17 protein-coding genes and 6 tRNA genes are annotated in these 23784 nt (G+C 24.5%); 17 read left to right on the top strand and 6 right to left on the bottom strand.

Annotated elements, in window-relative coordinates; translation table 11 throughout:
• Positions 1–100: 100 nt before the first annotated feature.
• Positions 101–173, top strand: a tRNA-Val gene (locus tag APCICONF2801_RS00205).
• A gap of 49 nt (positions 174–222) precedes the next feature.
• A tRNA-Lys gene (locus tag APCICONF2801_RS00200) sits at positions 223–295 on the top strand.
• A gap of 4 nt (positions 296–299) precedes the next feature.
• Here APCICONF2801_RS00200 and ligA read toward each other — a convergent pair.
• A complete protein-coding gene (gene ligA, locus APCICONF2801_RS00195) occupies positions 300–2339 on the bottom strand; it encodes an NAD-dependent DNA ligase LigA (protein ID WP_075431668.1) in 2040 nt (679 codons plus the stop codon).
• 236 nt (positions 2340–2575) lie between these two features.
• On the opposite strand from ligA, the gene APCICONF2801_RS00190 reads away from it, so the two are divergent.
• Positions 2576–3046, top strand: coding sequence for a hypothetical protein (locus tag APCICONF2801_RS00190; protein WP_075431666.1), 471 nt, complete (start codon positions 2576–2578; stop codon positions 3044–3046).
• Positions 3047–3484: 438 nt separating this feature from the next.
• Here the strand turns inward: APCICONF2801_RS00190 and APCICONF2801_RS00185 are convergent, their stop codons facing one another.
• Positions 3485–4738 (bottom strand): CCA-adding protein, encoded by a 1254-nt coding sequence (locus APCICONF2801_RS00185; protein ID WP_075431665.1) that lies wholly within the window; start codon positions 4736–4738, stop codon positions 3485–3487.
• 186 nt (positions 4739–4924) lie between these two features.
• Positions 4925–5971, bottom strand: a complete 1047-nt coding sequence (gene tsaD, locus APCICONF2801_RS00180) for a tRNA (adenosine(37)-N6)-threonylcarbamoyltransferase complex transferase subunit TsaD (protein WP_075432391.1) — start codon at positions 5969–5971, stop codon at positions 4925–4927.
• Positions 5972–6131: 160 nt separating this feature from the next.
• On the opposite strand from tsaD, the gene rpsU reads away from it, so the two are divergent.
• From rpsU to rpoD, 3 genes are all read left to right on the top strand, one after another.
• Entirely contained in the window at positions 6132–6347 is a 216-nt protein-coding gene (gene rpsU / locus APCICONF2801_RS00175; RefSeq protein ID WP_075431663.1) for a 30S ribosomal protein S21, read from the top strand.
• A gap of 91 nt (positions 6348–6438) precedes the next feature.
• A complete protein-coding gene (gene dnaG, locus APCICONF2801_RS00170; protein ID WP_075431661.1) occupies positions 6439–8199 on the top strand; it encodes a DNA primase in 1761 nt (586 codons plus the stop codon).
• Between the two features lie 146 nt (positions 8200–8345).
• Positions 8346–10187 carry an RNA polymerase sigma factor RpoD gene (gene rpoD, locus APCICONF2801_RS00165; protein ID WP_075431660.1) on the top strand — a complete coding sequence of 614 codons (1842 nt, stop codon included), beginning with the start codon at positions 8346–8348 and terminating at the stop codon, positions 10185–10187.
• A gap of 483 nt (positions 10188–10670) precedes the next feature.
• On the opposite strand, the gene argH is transcribed toward rpoD, so the two are convergent.
• The 3 genes from argH to APCICONF2801_RS00150 form a co-directional block, all read right to left on the bottom strand.
• Complete coding sequence (gene argH, locus APCICONF2801_RS00160; RefSeq protein WP_075431657.1) at positions 10671–12062, bottom strand: argininosuccinate lyase; 1392 nt, start codon at positions 12060–12062, stop codon at positions 10671–10673.
• A gap of 21 nt (positions 12063–12083) precedes the next feature.
• Complete coding sequence (locus APCICONF2801_RS00155; protein WP_172800843.1) at positions 12084–13295, bottom strand: argininosuccinate synthase; 1212 nt, start codon at positions 13293–13295, stop codon at positions 12084–12086.
• A 1013-nt stretch (positions 13296–14308) separates the two neighbouring features.
• On the bottom strand, positions 14309–15190 hold the full coding sequence (locus APCICONF2801_RS00150) for a methylenetetrahydrofolate reductase (protein ID WP_075431654.1): 882 nt from the start codon (positions 15188–15190) through the stop codon (positions 14309–14311).
• Between the two features lie 485 nt (positions 15191–15675).
• Between APCICONF2801_RS00150 and APCICONF2801_RS00145 the strand changes: the two genes are divergently transcribed.
• From APCICONF2801_RS00145 to rpoB, 11 genes are all read left to right on the top strand, one after another.
• Positions 15676–15748 (top strand) — tRNA-Thr (locus APCICONF2801_RS00145).
• A gap of 2 nt (positions 15749–15750) precedes the next feature.
• A tRNA-Tyr gene (locus APCICONF2801_RS00140) sits at positions 15751–15832 on the top strand.
• Between the two features lie 25 nt (positions 15833–15857).
• Positions 15858–15929, top strand: a tRNA-Gly gene (locus APCICONF2801_RS00135).
• 10 nt (positions 15930–15939) lie between these two features.
• A tRNA-Thr gene (locus APCICONF2801_RS00130) sits at positions 15940–16013 on the top strand.
• A gap of 192 nt (positions 16014–16205) precedes the next feature.
• Positions 16206–16583: a preprotein translocase subunit SecE gene (secE, locus tag APCICONF2801_RS00125; RefSeq protein ID WP_075431652.1), complete on the top strand. Its 378-nt coding sequence runs from the start codon at positions 16206–16208 to the stop codon at positions 16581–16583.
• A 23-nt stretch (positions 16584–16606) separates the two neighbouring features.
• Complete coding sequence (nusG, locus tag APCICONF2801_RS00120; RefSeq protein ID WP_075431650.1) at positions 16607–17149, top strand: transcription termination/antitermination protein NusG; 543 nt, start codon at positions 16607–16609, stop codon at positions 17147–17149.
• An 89-nt stretch (positions 17150–17238) separates the two neighbouring features.
• Positions 17239–17670, top strand: coding sequence for a 50S ribosomal protein L11 (gene rplK, locus APCICONF2801_RS00115; RefSeq protein WP_075431648.1), 432 nt, complete (start codon positions 17239–17241; stop codon positions 17668–17670).
• A gap of 3 nt (positions 17671–17673) precedes the next feature.
• The gene (gene rplA / locus APCICONF2801_RS00110; protein ID WP_075431646.1) at positions 17674–18363 is read left to right on the top strand and encodes a 50S ribosomal protein L1; all 690 of its coding nucleotides are present in this window, start codon (positions 17674–17676) and stop codon (positions 18361–18363) included.
• A gap of 211 nt (positions 18364–18574) precedes the next feature.
• The gene (gene rplJ / locus APCICONF2801_RS00105; RefSeq protein WP_075431644.1) at positions 18575–19069 is read left to right on the top strand and encodes a 50S ribosomal protein L10; all 495 of its coding nucleotides are present in this window, start codon (positions 18575–18577) and stop codon (positions 19067–19069) included.
• A 46-nt stretch (positions 19070–19115) separates the two neighbouring features.
• Positions 19116–19484 (top strand): 50S ribosomal protein L7/L12, encoded by a 369-nt coding sequence (rplL, locus tag APCICONF2801_RS00100; RefSeq protein ID WP_075431643.1) that lies wholly within the window; start codon positions 19116–19118, stop codon positions 19482–19484.
• A 213-nt stretch (positions 19485–19697) separates the two neighbouring features.
• Positions 19698–23729, top strand: a complete 4032-nt coding sequence (gene rpoB, locus APCICONF2801_RS00095) for a DNA-directed RNA polymerase subunit beta (protein WP_075431641.1) — start codon at positions 19698–19700, stop codon at positions 23727–23729.
• The last annotated feature ends 55 nt before the right edge of the window (positions 23730–23784 follow it).

The raw sequence follows: 23784 nt of genomic DNA, 5'->3' as shown, positions 1-23784 counted from the left end.
TAATAAAAATGTTTTAAAAAAAATATAATTTTTTTTAAGATAAAAAAAATAATAATAAATTTATATTGACTCATAGAATATCTGCCCTATAATATACATAGGGTGATTAGCTCAGTTGGTAGAGCTTCTCCTTTACACGGAGAGGGTCGGCGGTTCGAGACCGTCATCACCCAAATTTATATTCTACAAAAAATATAATGTATAAAATATCATTTACAAGAAGGGTTGTTAGCTCAGTCGGTAGAGCAGTTGACTTTTAATCAATTGGTCGCAGGTTCAAATCCTGCACAACCCATTATTTATTTTTTTAAATTTAGTAACTTCAAAATTTCTTTTTCTTTTAAAATAGTAATCTTAAATTTCTTTGAAAATTCTAATTTCTTACCTGGATTTTTACCAATAACCAAAAAATCAATATTTTTTGTTATATGAGACTGAATGATTCCTTCAAATTTTTCAATTAATAACTGTAAATCATGACGTTTGATGAAGATAAATTGACCAGAAAAAACAAAAATTTTTTTTTGTATCCATGATAAACTAGTATTTATTTTATTAGAAACAAAAACAGGAGAAGTGATATTCATTATCTCCTTCATTTTCATTAATATATTTTTATTTTCCATGGTATTTAAAAATAAATTAATTGAATAAGCAATATTTTTTCCTATACCTGGAATTTTAAATAAAGATTCGTAATTAGCAGATAAAAAATTATCTAATAAAAAAAAATGGTTTGCTATACGTCGTGATATTGATAAACCAACATATAAGATTCCTAAAGAATAAATAAATTTTTCTAAGGTAATCTTTTTTGACTTTTTAATATTTAAAATAATTTTTTTTGCTAGTACTATACCAATTCCAGAAACTTTACATAAACATTGCAGATCCAAGAAAAAAAAATCAAGAGGAGTTTTTATTAATCTCAAATTCATTAACTTTTCTATAATTTTTTTACCTAAACCATCAATATTTAAAGCTCTTTTTGAAGTAAAATGAATCAATCTTTTTAAATTTTGCGCTGTACAAATCAAACCAGATGGACAAAATAAAGAACCTAAATAAGAGTTTTGCACTAAATCTGTCTTACAAGACATACATTTTACAGGAAAAATAATATTCTTTGTTTTTTGAAATTTTCTTTTAGATAACAATACCTTTCTAATCTTAGGGATCACATCTCCTGCACGATATACAGTTACATAATCACCTAACTTTAAGTTCATCTTATAAATATTATTCATATTATATAATGTAGCTTTACTAATAGTAACTCCAGAAATAACAATCGGAAAAAAATGTGCAACAGGAGTAATAATACCGGATCTACCTATGTGAAATGTCACATTCAAAACTTGTGTTTCTACATCTATTGAATAAAACTTGATAGCTATAGCCCAACGCGGTGATTTCTCTAGAAAACCTAATTGACTTTGATATAAAATATTATTAACTTTTACCACAATACCATCGATATCAAAATCTAAATTATGTCTATTTTGATAAATTTTTTGATAGAAAGAAATTATCTTTTTAATACTAGAATATAATACTACTTTATGATACACCGGAACACCCCAATTTCTGATCTGGATTAATCTTTTATAATGACTATTATAATTTTGAAAATTATCACTACAAAATCCGTAACCATAAGAAAAAAACATTAAATTTCTTTTTTGAGTAATCTGAGGATTTAATTGACGTAATGATCCTGCTGCAGCATTTCGAGGATTAGAAAATAATTTTTTATGATTAAAAAAATTTCTTTGATTTAATAATAAAAAATCAGATTTTTTCATAAAAACTTCTCCACGAATTTCTATAATCTTCGGAATATTATCACCGACTAATTTTTTAGGAATACTAGAAATCATAAGAACATTATTTGTAACATTTTCACCAATTATACCATCTCCACGTGTTGCAGCTGATATTAATATTCCTTCTCTATATAATAAATTCAAAGCTAAACCATCAAATTTTAAATCACAACAATAAAAAATATCTTTTTTTATATTTAATAATTTTTTTACCTTTATATCAAAATGTTCTAATTCTTCTATTTTATCTGTACTATTTAATGATAGCATTGAAATATGATGTTGACATTTAGAGAAAAAATTTAAATTATCACCCCCAATCCGATTTAATACAGTTTTTAACAAATTTTTAGTTTCATCATTACCATGCCGACGTTCTAATTCTATAGTCTTCTTATATAATTCATCATATTTTAAATCTGATATAATGGGAGCATCTAGCGTATGATATAAATAATTATGAAATTTAAGCTGTTGATATAAATATAAAATCTCATTAAAAATTAATTTCATAGAAAACACCATATTAAAATTTTTCTATTAAAAAAAATAAAAAAAATAACGATTAAAAAATATTTCTAATTAAAAATTTATTTTTTTAATTTTTACCAAAATATATTTAAATCTATTATCAAACAATAATAAAAAAATTATTTGAAATTTTAAAAATTACACAGATATATAATACTCTTTTTATTTATACAAAAGTAAGATACAATATAATAAATAAAAAAAAATATAAAAAAATCATGAAAAATAAATGTAAAACTTTAAATATAATATCTCCGATATCTGGAAAAATATCTATCTTAACCTCTCAAAAAATTAATCAAAACGCTTTAAAAAAAATTTATTCTCAAAAAATGAGTGTACAACAAACCGGAAAAATAATAATTAGTCCTTGTCATGGCATCATTAATATCAATGATATTAATAATAAATATCAAATATTAATAAAAATAACAAAAGAAATTAAAATCTCCATAACTCTAGAAATATCTAACAACATTCCTAAAGAAAAAATAAGTCAAATGATTTTATATAAACAATACATTTATTCCAATGAACTTATTATGATCAATAAATCATTAATCCATCATTGGATTAAATCAATGATAATAACAATACATTATTCAGAAAAAATAAAAAAAATACGTCTATATTCTGGTATGATAAAAGCCGGAAAAACAAGAATTATGAAAATAGAAAATCTTTATTAATAAAAGATTTTCCATAGTATTCAATTAAATTAATTATCAGTTAAAAAATAAAAAATTTTACCCCTTAATAATAAAAAAATTTCTTTAAATATAAATAAAATATTGATATATAATAGAAAAAAAATTAATCAATAATATTGAAGAATATTCATTACCGAAAAATCAAGGACATTCATATATATCAAAGATAGTATTTTGCATGATGAAATATAGATTTCAATATTTTTATTTATCCAATTTAAAATATATCAAAATTCATATTAATTATTGTACTATAAAAAGTATATATACATTTATTATTAAGTTTTTTAATAAAATTTTCTTCTCTCTTAAAAATTAATTTTAAATTCCAAAAAAAAACTAATAATTATATTTGCATTTAAAATATTCAAAAAATATTAAAAATATCTTATAAAAATTCACTACTAATATATAAATCTAATATTTTTTTTTGATAAAATTAAGTTTTTGTAATGAACGCCATTTTTCCAAATGATAAACTCTTAAACGATTTAACTCATTACGTATAGCAATACCTTCTAATTTCTTTTTAAAACCAATTGATTGAATAGAGATCTCTTTAATAACATTAAACATATTATGTAATAAATCACCTAAAGTAACTTTTTTTTGAAAAGAAAATGTAACATGAGTATAATAAAATTTTAAGTAATTAAATTTTTTTAACATTCTAGGGTTACGCCATACATCAATAATATCAAAAAACTTTATAATTAATTTTGTAGGTTGTATATTAATAGATTGTAAAAAATTATGAAAACCACACATAAAAACTGCTGTTTTTTTAATTTCTAAAGGAATTTTTAATCGCGCACATAAACTTTGAATTAATATTACCGGTTTTTTATAAAAAAAATAATCATCTGTAAAAATATCAGGAACACAATAAATTCTACTCAAAAACTGAATAAAATAAGAAAATCTAATACAAACATCTGTAGTCAACTTAGATATTCGAAACATTTCTTTAAATCCTATTTTTATTGCGCTAATCTTTTTTTCAAAAAGAAATACAGAAAAAAAATACTGATAAAAAAAAACTATTTCAGGAAATAAAAAATTTAATGCATGACACGAATGTAACACTTGAAAATATACATGAGGATTATTTGTACACAATCCTTTTTCTGTTTCTTTCCAAATTCTTTCTGGAAATAAATGTAATAAATCTTTATTTTCACACATAGATTGCATAAGACACATGGTTTCTTTTGCTATTTGAAATCCTAAATGAGCCAAAGAAGCGGCAAATCGAGCAACTCTTAAAACCCTTAAAGGATCCTCCTGAAACGCTAATGATACATGACGCAAAACTCGATCTTTAATATCTTGTTTTCCAAAAAATAAATCAATTAAATTACCATTTTTATCTTGAGCCATTGCATTAATGGTTAAGTCCCGCCGAATTAAATCTTCTGATAATGTTACATCCGGTGAAAAATTTACAGAAAAACCTGTATGTCCTACTCCATTTTTTCGTTCTGTACGAGCTAATGCATATTCCTCATAAGTTTTGGGATGTATAAAAACAGGAAAATCTCGACCAACTTGTTGATATTTTTTTTTTAACATTTGTTCAGGCGTCGCTCCAACAACCATCCAATCTCTATCATGAATAGCTAAACCTAATAAACTATCCCTAATTGCGCCTCCTACTAAATATATTTTCAAATTTTCACCTAAAAAAATCATTATTTAATAAGTAATTTACAAAAAATAAATTAAAAAGAAAAATATATAAATATATATATACATTATATAAGGTCAAACCTTTATTTAATATACAAAATATATAAAAAATTTTTAAAAAAAACATCAAAAAAAATAAAAAGAGGATAATATATATTATAATTATGATTAATATTTTATATTTAGTAGATTACTTTCATTAATTAACCAATTTGGATAAACTTGAATAGATAAATCAGTAGAATATAAACCTAACTTATATCTTAAATATCCAACGTATGCAATCATTGCAGCATTATCTGTGCTAAATTTTTTTTCAGAAAAATAAATTTTTCCATTATTTCTTTTCATTACAGAATTAAATTTCTTTCGTAGGGTAGTATTCGCACTAACTCCACCACAAACAACCAAAGAATTTAATTTTATTTTTTTAATAGCATATTGAGATTTTATAATTAATGTATCAATTATAGCTTCTTCAAAAGCTCTAGAAATATTTGCTTTTTCTTGAAATGTTTTTGTACTCTTATAAAATACTTGCTCTGTATGCGTTTGTAAACCAGAAAAACTAAAATTTAAATTATAATATTTAGTCATCGGACGAGGAAATATATACTTTTTATAAATACCATATTGCGCTAAAAGAGATAATTGTTTTCCTCCTGGAAAACCTAATCCTAATAATTTAGCTATATAATCAAATACATTTCCCACAGCATTATCTACAGTTTGTCCTAAAATTTTATATTGACCCAAACTAACTGCATGAATTAACTGTGTATTACCGCCTGATATTAATAAAGCAATAAAAGGAAAAACTGGAAATTTCTTATTAATCATAGGTGATAATAAATGACCTTCTATATGATTAACTGGTATATATGGTATTCCTAAAGAAAAAGCTAAACTACAACCGACAGTGGCGCCAACTAACAAAGAGCTAACTAATCCCGGTCCAGCTGTATATGCAATTGCATCAATAATATTATTTTTCAATTTTTTTATGTTATAATTAAATAATTCTAAAAAAATTTCTTTTATTAAATAATTTAATTGACTTAAATGACATCTTGCCGCTAGTTCAGGGACCACACCTCCAAATTTAGAATGAATTTTAGTCTGATTCCAAGTTTTATGAAAAATAATTCCTAACTGATCATCATAAATAGCAACCGATGTGTCATCACAAGATGTTTCTATACCTAAAATTTTCATAATATATTCCAAAAAAATATATTTTTTTTTAAAAATATATTCAATATTATACAAGTTATTAATTATCAAAAGAATATTGTATAATATAAAAAAATAAAAAAATTTTAAAAAAAAAATAAAAACCAAAAAAGAACTCCTTTAAAATTAGAGAAAAATAAATATGCCTATTATCAAAGTACGCGAAAATGAACCATTTGATGTTGCGTTGAGAAGATTTAAAAGATCATGCGAAAAAGCAGGAATTTTAGCAGAAATTCGTAGAAGAGAATTTTACGAAAAACCAACAACTGAACGTAAACGTGCAAAAGCTTCTGCTATTAAAAGATTAGCAAAAAAAATAGCTCGAGACCATTCTAAACGTACTCGAATGTATTAAATTATTTATATTCGTAAAAAAAAACATATCGACCGTTCTATACCAAAGCACGGTCAAAAATTTCATACTCATACCTTATAATTTAAATAATATGATAGAAAAAATTCCACAACATTTTATCGAAGAACTACTTGAACGAACTAACATAATAAACTTAATAAATTCACGAATTAAACTTAAAAAAATAGGAAATAATTACCAAGCATTGTGTCCTTTTCATCAAGAAAAAACACCATCGTTTATTATAAATAAAAAAAAACAATTTTTTTATTGTTTTGGATGTAAAATACATGGAAACGCTATTGATTTTTTAATGTTATATGAACAATTAAATTTTTTAGATAGCATTACAGAGCTAAGCTCATTAAACAATCTTGAAATTCCTTATAAAAAAATAAAAACAAAAGAAGCAAAAAAATACTTTTACATAAAAAAATTACATTTATTATTATCTGATATTTCTAAAATATATCAAAAAAATCTTTTTTCGTCTAACAATATCGCTTATCAATATTTACTTCAAAGAGGAATTAAACTCAAAATTATTCATAAATTTTTATTAGGTTATGCTTCAATAAAAAATAATCAAATAAAAAGTTATCTTGAAAAAAAAAAACTAGAATCGTCTATCTTTTCTGATTCTGGATTAATAATTACCCATAAAAATAATAAATTATACGATAGATTTAGACAACGTGTTATCTTCCCTATCAGAGATAAATATGGAAAAATTAATGGATTTGGAGGCCGTAGAATTAACAATCTACATCAACCAAAATATCTAAATTCATCAGAAACTCCAATATTTTATAAAAATAAAAATCTTTATGGAATTTATGAATTAAAAAATCAAAATCCAAATCCAAAACAGATCTTAGTAGTAGAAGGATATTTTGATGTTTTATCATTAGCACAATATAATATTTATGCGGTAGCTTTATTAGGAACAATTATCACTGTATATCACTGTAAGAAATTATTTCAACTCAGCGATAATATTATTTTTTGTTATGATGGAGATGATGCTGGAAAAAAAGCAAATTGGACTACACTAAATCTTATCCTTCCATTCTTAACTGATGATCGTACAGTAAAATTTATATTTTTACCTGATAATGAAGATCCTAGTAGTTTAATATTCAAAGAAGGAAAAAAAGAATTTAAAAAAAGAATAAAAAAATCAGAAATATTATATGCATTTTTATTTAATAAAATTTCTCAAAATATGCAATTAGGAAAAATTGAAGATCGTATTCAGTTAAGCAAATTAATTTTACCTTTAATAAATAAAATTCCAGGAAAAAATATACAAATACATTTAAAAAAAATGTTAGGAGAAAAAACGGGTATTTTAGATACATATCAATTTAGAAAATTATGTGACAAAGCATATACAAAAAAAAAAATTAATCATATATCTTTTGTAAAGAAAACAACTATACGATTGTTAATTAGTTTAATTTTACAAAATCCAATATTAGCAAAAGAAATTAAAGATACAAAAAAAATAAAAAAATTTCATATATTAGGAATTGACATTTTTGTAAATTTAATTAAAAAACTACACAAAAAACCTAATCTTAAAACTAATCAATTAATTGAATATTATCGAAATTCAAAATTAGAAAAAATATTTAAATATTTAATTATATGGAACAATATGATTGGAAAAAATAAAGTTTATCCAACATTTTTTGAGCTACTTAAAAAATTAAAATTGCAAAATTTAGAATATAAATATACTTCTTTGCTTAATAAAGAGAGAAAAGAAGGATTAAATCAGTTAGAAAAAAAAAAGTTATGGATAATTAGCCAAAAAATTGTCATTAATAATATTAAGCCATGTCAGTGATATATTATTGTTTAATAAATTTATTAAACTATTATTTATAAACTTAGTCTTAGATTAAAAAATCATATTTTATTTTTATTTATATACAAACAAATTTATTTATTTTTTTTATTAACTCTTACATATTAACAAGTAGACGTCGTATTATGGAAAAAAAACCACATGCACAACTTAAACTACTAGTCTCTCAGGGAAAAGAACAGGGATACCTTACGTATACAGAAATACATGATCATCTACCCGATGATATTATCAATTCTGATCAAATTAAAAATATTATTCAAATGATAAAAGATTTTGGTATTCAAGTGGTAGAAGAAGCTCGTGATGCTGGTAATTTAATATTAAATGAAACGCCAACTGATACAGATGAAGATGCAGTAGAAGTGGCAGCTCAAGTGCTTTCTAATGTTGAAATAGAATTAGGTAGAACAACTGATCCAATACGCATGTATATGCGTGAAATGGGTACTGTAGAGTTATTAACTCGCGAAGGAGAAATTGATATCGCAAAACGTATTGAAGAAGGTATTAATCAAGTACAAAGTTCTTTTTCTGAATATCCAGAAGCAATTTCATATCTTTTAGCTCTATATCATAAAGTAGAATCAGGAGATATGAAATTATCTGAAATCATTTCCGGATTTGTTGATCCTAATATAGAAAATACATTATTTCCAATAACCACAAATGAAATATTAAATAATATAAACAAAAAAACTGAAAAAATAATTAATATTAATAATTCTTCTACAGATCATGAAGAAGAAAATCATATTGATCCAAATATTGCTAAAGAAAAATTTTTAAAATTACAAACGCAATATTATATTACAAATTATATAATCAAAACAAAAAATAGAAACCATAAAAATGCTATTTCTGCAATCTCAGAACTTTCAGAAATCTTGAAACAATTTCGATTAGTACCAAAACAATTTGATTATTTAGTAGAAAATATGCGTAATTTTATTAAAAAAATCCACATACAAGAAAATAAAATTTTTCACTTATGCGTAAACATATGCAAAATGCCTAAAAATAATTTTATAAAAATTTTTAAAAATCAAGAAACCAATCAAAAATGGTTTTATACTGCCATTAAAATGAATACCCCTTGGTCTATAAAATTATCTAAATATCAAAAAGATATTTTTAAAATTTTAAAAAAACTTGTAAATATTGAAAAAAAAATAGGGTTGACAATTAAAGAAGCAAAAGAAATAAATAAGCGAATGTCGATTGGCGAAATAAAAGCAAAAAAAGCTAAAAAAGAAATGGTTGAAGCAAATTTAAGATTAGTAATATCTATAGCTAAAAAATATACTAACCGTGGACTACAATTTTTAGATCTTATTCAAGAAGGTAATATCGGCTTAATGAAGGCTGTAGATAAATTTGAATATCGTCGGGGATATAAGTTTTCAACTTATGCAACTTGGTGGATTAGACAAGCTATTACACGATCTATAGCCGATCAAGCAAGAACTATTCGCATACCCGTGCATATGATAGAAACTATCAATAAATTAAACCGAATATCACGTTACATGCTACAAGAAATCGGACGAGAACCTACTCCTGAAGAGCTTTCAGAAAAAATGTTAATACCAGAAGACAAAATTCGTAAAGTTTTAAAAATTGCAAAAGAACCAATTTCTATGGAAACTCCTATTGGTGATGATGATGATTCACATCTTGGAGATTTTATTGAAGATACTAACTTAGAACTTCCCTTAGAGTCGGCTACTTCAGAAAGCCTCAAAACTATTACGCATGATGTTTTAGCTGGATTAACCGCGCGAGAAGCTAAAGTATTACGTATGCGCTTTGGAATTGATATGAATACAGATCATACATTAGAGGAAGTCGGAAAACAATTTGACGTCACTAGAGAAAGAATACGTCAAATAGAAGCAAAAGCATTACGGAAATTAAGGCACCCAAGTAGATCGGAAATATTAAAAAGTTTTTTAGATGATTCTTAAAAATATAAAGTATATATTAATAACTATCTTAAAAATATTTAATTTATAGTAATAATAATATGATTATTTAATCTTAAAAGGTATATTATTAATATATACTCTTCAGAATAAATATTCTGATATTAATTAATTAGATAAATTTATAAATTCTAATAAAAAAATATTTATTATTTCTTCGCAAGATAACTTATTATATTGTTTAAAAAAAAATAAAAGAAACCATATTCATGGTATTTCTTCATATATATTAAAAGAAATTTTTTTTAACTAAAAAAATAAAAAATAAGCTTTTATTTTATATAATATATATTTGATATAAAAAAAAGATTTGTATTATTTATGAAATTCAAATGTAAAAAAAGAAAACTACATCGCTATTAAATAATTAAATAAAAAAAATTTTAATATGGATATTAATTAAATAATCACGCGATAAAAATCGCGTGATTTAAAAAAAAATTTTTATTTTAATATCATTAAATTTTAAATGTATTGTTTTAATTTTTTTAATCTTTTTTCAACTGAAACTATAGCTAATTGAGTCTGTTGAAAAGATGCTCCACCATAAGAATTTTTTTTATCTAAACAAGAAGTTAAAGTTAAAATTTGATAAATATCTTGAGAAAAAAAAGGATGATATTTTTTATATACTAATAAATCTAATTCTACCAAAGATTGATTTAAATTTATAGCCTCTATAACAATTTTTCCAACAATATCATGGGCATCACGAAATGATAACCCCTTATTAACTAAGTAATCTGCTACTTCTGTTGCATTACTATAACCTTTTTCTGCTGCAACTCTACAAATGTCAATATTTACTGTAATATTTCTTAATACCACCGACGCCATTATCAAACATTCTTCCCAGGTATCTAATGCAGAAAATAAATTTTTTTTATCTTCTTGAAGATCTTTATTATATGCTAAAGGTAACCCTTTTAATAAAGTAAAAACAGAAAATAAAGAACCATATACCGAGCTACATTTACCTCTAATTAGCTCTAAAATATCCGGATTCTTTTTTTGAGGCATTAATGAAGAACCGGAAGTAATGGAGTCAGATAAGCAAACAAAATTAGCTTCACCTGAATTATAAAAAATTAAATCTTCAGAAAATCTAGATAAATGCATCATACTAATACATGCAACAGATAAAATTTCTAAAATAAAATCCCTATCTGAAACACTATCTAATGCATTCTTGGTACAATTCGAAAAACCCATTAATTTTGCTAATTTTTTTCTATCAATAAACCACGAAGTTCCTGAAATAGCACCGCACCCTAAAGGGGAATAATCAAGATTTTTTAATGTTTGTTTAACTTTCTTTCTATCTCGTTCAAACATTTCAATATACGCAAGACACCAATAAGAAAATGTAATTGGTTGAGCTCTTTGTAAATGAGTATATCCCGGCATAATAGTATGCAGATGAATGGTAGCTTGTTTTAAAAATTTACATTGTAATTGAATAATTAATAGATAAATATTACGTAATTTTTTTTTACACCATAACTTTAAATTAGTAGCAATCTGATCGTTTCTACTTCGACCTGTATATAATTTTTTTCCTAAAGAACCTATTTTATCTATTAATATTTTTTCTAACCAACTATGTATATCTTCTGCATCAGAAGATAAAATAGAATTAATATCATGAGTATGATGCTTTAAAATATCAGATAAAGTTTTTTCTATTAAATTTTGTTCTTGATCTGTTAAAACTCCAGTCTCATATAACATTTTTGACCACGCAATCGAAGATTCGATGTCTTCTTCAACTAAACGATAATCAACCGATAAGGAACGATTAAATATTTTAAATTGTTTCTGAGAAACTTCTGTAAATCTTCCGCCCCAAAGCGACATATATTAACTCCAAAAAAAATATTATTTTTTATTTTTTAACATTCGAATACGTGAAGATAACGAAAATAAACGAATAAACCCTTGAGCGTCTTTTTGATTATATACCTGATCATCACTAAAGGTAGCGTACTCAGAAGAATATAAAGAATTACAAGAACGTTTTTTTAAAATAATGACAGAACCTTTATATAATTCAATTACTACTTCGCCTTCAATAAATTTTGAAAAAACATCTGAAGATTTTTGAAGCGCATCTTTTAAGGGAGTAAACCAACGGCCATCATAAATCAAGGTTGACATCTCTAAAGCTATTTTACTTTTCCATTGGATACTTTCACGATCCAAAACTAACTGTTCTAATGCTCTAAGAGCTAAAAAAATAATAGTTCCTCCAGGTGTTTCATAACAACCTCGTGATTTCATACCTACTAAACGATTTTCTACAATATCAATACGCCCAATGCCATGTTTAGAGCCTAATTTATTTAATTTTTTCAAACAATTATACGGGTTTAACGACTCTCCGTTAATAGATATGACACAACCTTTTTTAATTGACAAACAAATTTTTTCAGGATTATTTGGAGCAGAATAAGGATTTGTAGTCCATGTCCAGCAATCATCATTCGCAATATTCCATGGATCTTCTAAAATACCTCCTTCAGTAGAAATATGAAAAATATTTTCATCCTTACTATATATTTTAGAAATACTAGCGGTAGTACTAATATTTTTTTCTTGCAAATATTTTAATAAATCTTCTCTAGAACGAAATTTCCATTCACGCCAAGGAGCTATCACCTGAAGAAAAGAATCCAAGGAAGCATAAGCTAATTCAAACCTTACCTGATCATTACCTTTTCCTGTTGCTCCATGACTCAACCCGATAGCGTTTATTTGATGAGCATATTTTACTTGCGCCTTTGCTATGATAGGTCGAGCTATTGCAGTTCCTAATAAATAATTTCCTTCATATAAAGCGCCTACCGATAACATTGGATAAACATATTTTTCTACAAATTCATGTCTTAAATCGGCAATATAACAATCTAAAGCCCCAGATAAAATAGCTTTCTTTTTTATATTTTTTAAATCACTTCTTGATTGGCCAACATCAGCAACAAAAGCTATAACATCAAAATTATAATTTTCTTTAATCCATGGAATAATTGCAGATGTATCTAGTCCCCCTGAATACGCTAAAACAATTATTTCTTTTTTATCATTTTTTATAAGCATTTTTTTTCCTATTCATTTTTTAACTTAAAATAAATATATTTTTTAATAAAAATTAATAAAAATATCACAACTATTTATAATAATAAAAAAATTTTTAATATTTATATAAGTGCTAAAGAATATTATATTTATAATAATATATAAATTTTATCATTTAGATATATTTTTTTATATATATGTTGAAAAAAATTCATTTATCTTTTTTATCTAAAAAATAAAAAAATCAATAAATTATTATACTTTTCAAATAATAAAAAATATTGTTGCCATTACTAAATATTTTTTTTATCATTTTTTTTTAAAAATAGAATGTGAAATAAATTATAACAATCAATTTTTTTATTTAAAAAAATACCCCTCTCTACTTTAGTAAATTCTTAAATTTTTAGAAGATATTTTTCTTAATAAAAATTATTGTTTTAAAATTTATGTTAATCTATAATTTTAATAGCATCTATTAATTTATCTAAATTAAATAAATAATTACTTTATAAAAATTAACTAAATATTGATAAAAAAAATAAATTGTATCTTAAAGACATCGAATAAAAAAAATATAAAAATATAGTTTAACTTTTCATTTTTTTTTAAAAAAAAATTTAATATATCAATAAATATATAAATCATAATTTTAATACAATTGAAATAATAATTATTTTAAAAATCTTGAAATATTTTTTTTAAAAAATTTATAAAAATATCTTTATTTTTTTAACCAAATCAATCTCAGTCTCTACTCTATAGCTTGAAAAAAAAATTATTAATAATAATTATTAAACTTTTTCAGAAATGTAAAGATATAAATGATTTTATATATTATATTAATAATAAATTTTACTTAATAAAAAACAAAATTAAATAGTAAATATATTTATTTAATAATATTAATATTATTTAAATATTAAAAATATGTATAATATAAAGAAAAAATTTTAAAATATTTATTTTTTATTTTTTGAAAAAAAAATAAAACTAAAAAATTTTTGATATATAATACCGCATCTAATTTATAACAACCCTAATCGTTGACAAATACCTAAACTTAATTCTGAACGATTTAATGTATACAAATGAAATTTTTTAATCCCTTCTTGGTATAATTTTAAAATAATATTAACAGCTATATTAATACTCATAGAAATACATTTTTTATTGTTTTTAATATGTTGATGAAATTTTTTCAAAATATATTTTGGGACATATACATTAGTCATATTTGAAAATTTTTCTAATTGTTGAATATCTAAAATGGGCAAAATACCTGGAATGATATCAATATTGATATTATTTTTATAACAATTATCACGAAATCGTAAAAATTTTTCTACATCAAAAAAAAATTGCGTAATAGCATGTTCCGCTCCAACATCCATTTTATTTTTTAAATTCATAAGATCATCCTTTAAATTTATAGATTCTGGATGAATTTCAGGGTATGCGGCAACAAAGATCTTAAAATTAGCAACATTTTTTAATTGTTTTATTAAATCTACAGCATATATCTTAGGACCTTGATATTTAAGAGGAAAATCTCCTCGTAGAGCAATAATATTTCTTATTCCATCTTGCCAATATTTTTCAGCAATATTTTTCAAATCCATAACTGTATAACCAATACTAGTTAAATGAGGAGCTACAGTAATATTTGAAGCTATCCGTCGTATCTCTTGAACTACAATCGACGTATCTTTTTTATTTTTTGTATTCACACTATGCGTAACAGAAAAAAAATCTGGATTAAAATTTTTTAATTCTCTTATCGAATTAATAAATAATGAATCAATTATAGTATTTTTAGGTGGAAAAAATTCAAAAGAAACTTTTATTTTATTTTTTAAATTTGATATATTATACTTTTCTTTAATTAAATTTATCTTTCTATGCCACATAAACACCCCAATGTATTATCATAATAATTTTATTCATAAATGCTAAATATTAAAAAATATAATGATTGATATCATTTTTTAAAAAAGATATCCTATATATATTATATAGAGCTTATAATATAAAAAAAGAAATACTTTTAAAAATAAACGGAAGTAGTAAAAAAATTTTATCTAAATATATTGCATAAAAATCTCTATTTATATAAAAAATTTTAGTTATTGAATTAAATTAATTTTAATAAAAAACCTCATATCTTAAAATATTAATGCTATTGAAGATTTATAAATATTCATTTTTAGAAAAAAATAAACTATACAAATTACGTAAAAAAATAAATATTTTCTGTTTTCTTTAAAAAAAAGTATTTTTAAATATTAAAGATATTTTTTAAAAAAAAAAAAATAAGTTGACTTTTATTTAATTACATACATATAATTAAATATTATTTAATAACAAAAAAATTTTTATTAAATATGATAAAAAAGCCGGCTTAGCTCAGCAGGTAGAGCAACTGACTTGTAATCAGTAGGTCACCAGTTCAATTCCGGTAGCCGGCAAAGGTGGGATGCCCGAGTGGTTAAAGGGAGCAGACTGTAAATCTGATGTCATAGACTTCGAAGGTTCGAATCCTTCTCCCACCAAAAAAATATCTATATTTTTTATAATGCGGGCATCGTATAATGGATATTACTTCAGCCTTCCAAGCTGATTATGTGGGTTCAATTCCCACTGCCCGCTAAAAAAACACGCTGATATAGCTCAGCTCGGCAGAGCGCATCCATGGTAGGGATGAGGTCCCTAGTTCAAATCTAGGTATCAGCAAAAAAAATAAAAATTTCTCCGAAAAAATCTATAAACTTCTTATATATATCAAAAAAAAATCACTATTATAAATTAAAATACTTTTAAATAAAAAATATATATAGATTGAAAAAATAAAAACTCTTTATATAAATTTTTTTTTAAAAATATAATCGTTTTATAAAAACCATTTTCTTTTTTAAGGTTCAAAATATGTATATTCGAAAAATTTATAAAAAATATATACATCATCATATAGAAAAAATCAAATGGTTCAATATTTTGTTAATATTTATTATTTTTTTAAAAAATAATTCACTTCCAAAAAAAACAAATTTAAATATAGTACATATTGTAATAAATGTCCTCTTAATAATCTTCTGTATATGTATATTATTTAATACAAAAATCTGGAAAAAATGTTTTATTTTTCTTCAAGAATCTACAAGAGAATTAAATAATATTATTGTACCAAAAAAAATAGATTCCCTAAAAACTACTGCAATTGTCATTATTATTACAATACTATTATCATTAATTTTATGGGTATTAGATAATTTTTTAATGCATTTAATATCATGGATTATTTAGTTAGTTGAGGTTATAAAAATGGTATGTGTGCAAAAAAAAAATGGTATGTATTACAATCTTTTTCCGGCTTTGAAAATCGTGTTGCACAATCAATAAAAGAACACATCAAATTAAAAAAATTAGAAGATATCATTGGAAAAATTATGATTCCTTCTGAAGAAGTGATTGAAATAAAAAAAGGAAAGAGAATAAAAAGCGATTATAAATTCTTTCCAGGCTATATATTAATTAACATGGTAATGAGTAATTTCAGTTGGCATTTAATTCGAGACTTACCAAAAGTTTTAGGTTTCATCGGAGGAACTTCTGATAAACCAGCTCCCATCAGTGAAAAAGAAATAAACAAAATTCTAATTAAACTAAAAAAAATTGGTAATAAACCTAGACCAAAAACTATTTTTGAACCTGGCGAAAATGTACGTGTTAATGATGGTCCTTTTTCAGACTTTAACGGTGTCGTTGAAACAATAGATTATGAAAAAAACCGATTAAAGGTTTCTGTTTCAATCTTTGGCAGATCTACTCCTGTTGAATTAAATTTTGAACAGGTAGAAAAAAACAACTAAAGAGAAAAAGATAATAATTCATTTAAAAAATGTAAAACTTCCTTAATTTAAAAAGATAAAAAAAATCATCAAAAATGTCTGGAAAATATATGATAAAAAAAACAAATACAAAAATAAAGTTACAAATATTATCTGGAATGGCTAATCCCAGTCCTCCAGTAGGACCAGCATTAGGTCAAAAAGGAGTAAATATCATGGAATTTTGTAAAATTTTTAATGCAAAAACCGCCCATCTTGAAAAAGGAATTCCAACGCCAGTTATTATTACAGTCTTTGCAGACAAAACATTTACATTTATTATAAAAACTCCACCAGCATCAATTTTATTAAAAAAAGAAATAAATATTAAAACGGGATCTAAAAAACCAAAACATGAAATCATAGGCACCATAACAAAAAATAAAATCTATGAAATCGCTAAATTAAAACAACAAGATATGACAGGAAAAAATATCGAAAAAATAGCAAAATCTATTGAAGGAACTGCTTATTCTATGGGCATTAAAGTGATAAAGGAATAATATATGAAAAAATTATCTAAAAAAAAGAAACAAAATCAACAAAAAATAAAAAAAAATAAATTATATTCCGCAAAAAATGGAATAAATTTTTTAAAACAACTAAAACTTGCTAAATTTAATGAAAGTATCGATGCAGCTTTTTATCTGAATATAAATACTAAAAAATCTGAACAAAATATCCGTGGATCCATATTACTGCCACATGGAACAGGAAAAAAATCAAAAATTGCGGTTTTTGCTACAGGAAAAAATGCAGAAATAGCCAAATCATTAAATGTAGACGCTGTTGGCACCGAAGATCTAGCAGATATTATTAAAAATAAAAAAATAGTATTTGATATTATTATTGCATCTCCAGATACCATGAAAATAGTTAGTAAATTAGGACCTATTCTAGGACCGCGAGGTATAATGCCAAATCCTAAATTTGGAACTGTTACCGAAGATATAAAAAAATCAATAGAAGAAGCAAAAATAGGAAAAGTAAATTACAAGAATGATAAAAATGGGATAATACATAGTAGTTTTGGTAAAATAAACTTTTCTGAAAAAAAATTATATCAAAATTTGCAAATATTATTTAATGCTATTAAAAAATCTAAAAACAATCAATCTAAAGGAATTTATTGTAAAAAAATCAGTTTATCTACTACTATGGGTCCCGGAATAACTATTGACCATCTTTCTTTATAAAATTTATACAATATATTTTATATAATCATTATCCTTATATATCAAAGAAAAAAGTTAACTTAAAAAAATTAACTGGTATTACATAAATCAATAAAATCAACTATAAAAAATATTTATCTTATTATAGTTTTTAAAAAAGATTTTAATACCCTAACTTTAAAATATCTAAAAATTATAAAAATTTTATATGATAATAAAAAAGGATAATAACATGATGTTAAAATTAAAAAATAAAAAAAAAATTATAAAAAAAAATCATAACATCGCTAAATTTGCATTATCTGCTATCACTGCTGATATATCAAATATTCAAGTAAATGAAATGAATGACTTAAGAAAAAAGGCTCGTTCATTAAATATCGAAATGTCTGTTATAAGAAATACGCTACTAAAAAAATCTCTAAAAAATACTAAATTCTCAAAATTAAGTGACACTTTAAAAGGGCCTACATTAATCGCTTTTTCTATGCAACATCCAGGTAGCGCTAGCCGACTATTCAAAAAATTCACTGAAAAAAATACAAGATTCAAAATTACAAAAGCAATATTTGAAGAAAAAATATTATCTTTTCAAGAGATTGAACAGTTAGCTATACTTCCAACTTATAATGAAATATTAATCAAACTAATTTTAACATTAAAAACAGCTGCTGTAGGAAAATTATTAAATGTATTAAATTCTATTTATAAAATTAAAAAAATTTAAATATAACTATTAAAAATTATATTTTATAATTATTAGGAATAATATTATGTCACTAACTAACGAACAAATACTTAATGCTTTATCTGAAATGTCTATACAAAATATTACAAAATTAATTTCTGAAATAGAAAAAAAATTTAATGTATCATCCGCAATGCCGTTAAATTCTACAAATGAAATCTCTTCAAAAAAAATAGAAGAAAAGACTGAATTTAATGTAAAACTAAATGAAATAGGAAAAAATAAAGTCGCAGTAATCAAAATTATTCGTAGCGTAACAGGATTAGGTCTAAAAGAATCTAAGGATTTAGTCGAATCAGCTCCGACTATCATTAAAGAAAAAATTACAAAAAAAGAAGCGGAACTTTTAATAAAAGACATAATAAACGTTGGTGCGAAAGCTGAAATACAATAAAAAAAAATGATCTTATTATCGTTTAAAAATATACAAACCGTCAGAGAAGCTGGTGAATTTATAACGTCACTAGCTTTCTAAAAAAATTTTATGAATAAAAAAAATACCAGCATGCTTATTGTTCAAATATTTTTAAAAAAAATATAAAAATGAAAACGTTTGAAAAAAATATCAATCCCATAACTAAAAGTTTTTATAAAAAATGAGGAATTAATGGTTTACTCTTATACAGAAAAAAAAAGAATACGAAAAAATTTTGGAAAACAACCAAAAGTATTAGACATACCTTACCTTCTTTCTATTCAAATTAATTCTTTTCAAAAATTCATGACATTAGATCCTACAGGACAACAAGGTTTAGAAGCTGCTTTCCAATCTATTTTTCCTATTCATAGCTATAATGGAAGCTCAGAATTACAATATGTTTCCTATAGAATAGGAAAAAATATTTTTGACGAAAAAGAGTGTAGAATACGAGGAACAACCTATTCTTCTCCTTTAAGAGTCAAACTACGTTTAATTATTTACGAAAAAGATGTATTAGAACCTCATGTTAAAAATATAAAAGAACAAGAAGTATATATGGGCGAACTACCATTAATGACAAAAAATGGAACCTTTATTATTAATGGCACAGAAAGAGTAGTTGTATCCCAGTTACATAGAAGTCCTGGTGTTTTTTTTGATAGTGATAAAGGTAAAACTCATTCTTCTGGAAAAATATTATATAATGCCCGTATTATTCCTTACCGAGGTTCATGGTTAGATTTTGAATTTGACCCAAAAGATCATTTATTTGCTCGTATTGATCGAAGAAGAAAATTACCGGTTACAATGATTTTACGTGCATTAAATTTAAATACTGAAGATATTTTAGATCTTTTTTTTAAGAAAGACAAATTTTATATTCACCAAGAAAATATATCTATGAAACTGATACCGGAAAGACTAAGAGGAGAAACATTAGATTTTGATGTGGTATCTCAAAATAAGGTATATATTGAAAAAGGAAAAAGAATTACAAATAGACAAATTCAGTTATTAGAAAAAAATAAAATAAAAAATATCATAGTACCTTTTTCCTACCTAAAAAGAAAAATTATTAGTAAAGATTATATAGATTTAAAAAGTAATAAATTAATTATATCCGCTAATTCTAATTTAACTCATGAAAATTTCGAAAAATTAAAATCGGCCGGCCATAAAAAAATCTATGTATTATTTACCAATGATTTAGATCACGGTCCCTATATTTCTGAAACATTACAAATTGATACCACACAAGATCGCCACACAGCCTTAATTGAAATTTATAAAATGATGAGACCCGGAGAACCTCCAACTAAAGAAGCTACAGAAAATTTATTTGATAATCTTTTTTTTGCAACTGATCGTTATGACTTATCCCCAGTTGGACGAATGAAATTTAATCGTTCACTAAAGCGTCAAAAAATTTCTGGACCAGGAATCTTAAATAAATTAGATATCATTGATGTAATAAAAAAACTAATTAATATTAGAAATGGAAAAGGAGAAGTTGATGACATTGATCATTTAGGAAATCGTCGTATTAGATCAGTTGGCGAAATGGCAGAAAATCAATTTAGAATTGGATTAATACGCGTAGAAAGAGCAGTTAAAGAAAGGTTATCAATAAGTGACTTAGATAATCTTATGCCGCAAGATATTATTAATGCCAAACCTATATCGTCTGCTATAAAAGAATTTTTTGGATCTAGCCAATTATCTCAATTTATGGATCAAAATAATCCATTATCTGAAATAACACATAAACGCAGAATTTCTGCGCTTGGTATTGGCGGGTTAACACGAGAACGCGCCGGTTTTGAAGTACGAGATGTACATCCTACTCATTATGGTCGTGTTTGTCCTATTGAAACACCTGAAGGACCAAATATTGGATTAATTAACTCTTTAGCTGTATATGCAAGAACAAATCAATATGGATTCTTAGAAACACCATACCGCAAAATTTCTCATCATCAGGTCACTAATGAAATTCATTATTTATCAGCTATTGAAGAAGGTACTTATGTTATTGCACAAGCTAATACAAAAATCACTAAAGAAGGTTTTTTATATAATGATTATGTAACGTGCAGACATAATGGAGAATTTGGTTTAATTCATCGAAATAAAGTTAGTTATATGGACGTTTCTACTCAACAAATCGTTTCAGTAGGCGCTTCTTTAATTCCTTTTCTTGAACATAATGATGCTAATCGCGCTCTTATGGGTGCTAATATGCAAAGACAAGCTGTTCCAACTATAAAATCAGAAAAACCTCTTGTAGGAACCGGAATGGAGCGATCTGTTGCAATTGATTCAGGCGTAACAGTCATAGCAAAACGTAGTGGTATAGTGCAATATGTAGATTCTTCTCGTATTGTAATTAAAATTAAAAATAAAAAAATCAATATAAAAGAATCCGGTATTGATATTTATATTTTAAATAAATATACCAGATCTAATCAAAATACATGTATTAATCAAATACCGTGTATTACTTTAAATGAAAAAGTACGCCGAGGCGATGTTTTAGCTGATGGACCTGCTACAGATCTAGGAGAATTAGCTTTAGGACAAAATATGCGAGTAGCGTTTATGCCATGGAATGGTTATAATTTTGAAGATTCTATCTTAATTTCCGAAAAAATAGTTCAAAAAGATCGGTTCACGACTATCCATATTCAAGAATTATCATGTATCTCTAGAGATACCAAGTTAGGAACAGAGGAAATTACTGCAGATATCCCTAATGTTAGTGCATCAGCTCTTTCTAAATTAGATGACTCTGGTATTGTATATATTGGTGCAGATGTATCGAGTGGAGATGTTTTAGTAGGAAAAGTAACTCCAAAAGGAGAAACCCAATTAACTCCAGAAGAAAAACTATTACGAGCAATATTTGGAGAAAAAGCTTCAGATGTCAAAGATTCTTCATTACGAGTCCCTAATAGTATATGTGGCACAATTATTGATGTACAAATATTTACACGAGATGGTGTAAAAAAAGATAAAAGAACTATAGAAATTGAAAAGATGCAATTAAAAAAAATAAAAAAAGAATTATCCGAGCAATTAAAAATATTTGAATTAAATTTTATTTATAGAATTCTAGATATATTAAAAAAAGCGGATATAGATGTCAAAAATTATACTGAATATTCTTTAGATAATCTTTTTCGCATAAACGTTGATAATAAAAAAGATATAAGAACATCAATTAAACAACTAAAAGAACAATATAAAATTTTAAAAAATAAATTTTCTAAAAAATTAAAAGAAAAGAAAAAAAAAATCACACAAGGAGATGAATTAGCACCAGGAATTTTAAAAATTGTTAAAGTATATTTAGCAGTGAAAAGGCAAATACAACCGGGTGATAAAATGGCTGGTAGACATGGAAATAAAGGTGTTATTTCAAAAATAAATCCTATAGAAGATATGCCATATGATATAAATGGAGTACCTGTTGATATAGTTCTTAATCCTTTAGGCGTGCCTTCACGAATGAATTTAGGACAAATTCTTGAAACACATCTTGGTTTAGCTGCTAAAGGTATAGGAAATATAATTGATACAATGTTAAAAAAAGAAAAAAATTTACAAAAAATAAAAAAATTTATACAAAAAGCTTATGATTTGGGAAATAATACTAATCAAAAAGTAAATTTGGAAGAATTTTCTGATCAAGAAATATTACAATTAGCTCAAAATTTACGTCACGGTATGCCTATTGCCACCCCTGTTTTTGATGGAGTACATGAACAAGAAATAAAAAAACTTTTAAAACTAGGAAATTTACCGGAGTCCGGACAGATTACATTATTTGATGGTCGCACTGGTGAAAAATTTGAACGCGACGTTACTGTAGGATACATGTATATGTTAAAGTTAAATCATCTGGTAGATGATAAAATGCATGCCCGATCTACAGGTTCATATAGTTTAATTACACAACAACCATTAGGAGGAAAAGCTCAATTTGGAGGACAAAGATTTGGAGAAATGGAAGTTTGGGCTTTAGAAGCTTATGGCGCTTCACATACTTTACAAGAAATGTTAACAGTAAAATCTGATGATGTCAATGGACGAACAAAAATGTACAAAAATATTGTTAATGGAAAATATAAAATGGAACCGGGTATGCCTGAATCATTTAATGTTTTATTAAAAGAAATTAGATCACTAGGTATAAATATCGAACTAAATAACGAATAAAAAATATTTACATAAAATTGATATCAATTCCGTACATTATATTATACCTAAATAG

This window comes from Buchnera aphidicola (Cinara confinis) (assembly GCF_900128735.1).
GTDB classification, from domain to species: domain Bacteria; phylum Pseudomonadota; class Gammaproteobacteria; order Enterobacterales; family Enterobacteriaceae; genus Buchnera_F; species Buchnera_F aphidicola_L.
This window is presented reverse-complemented; position numbering and strand designations above follow the sequence as displayed.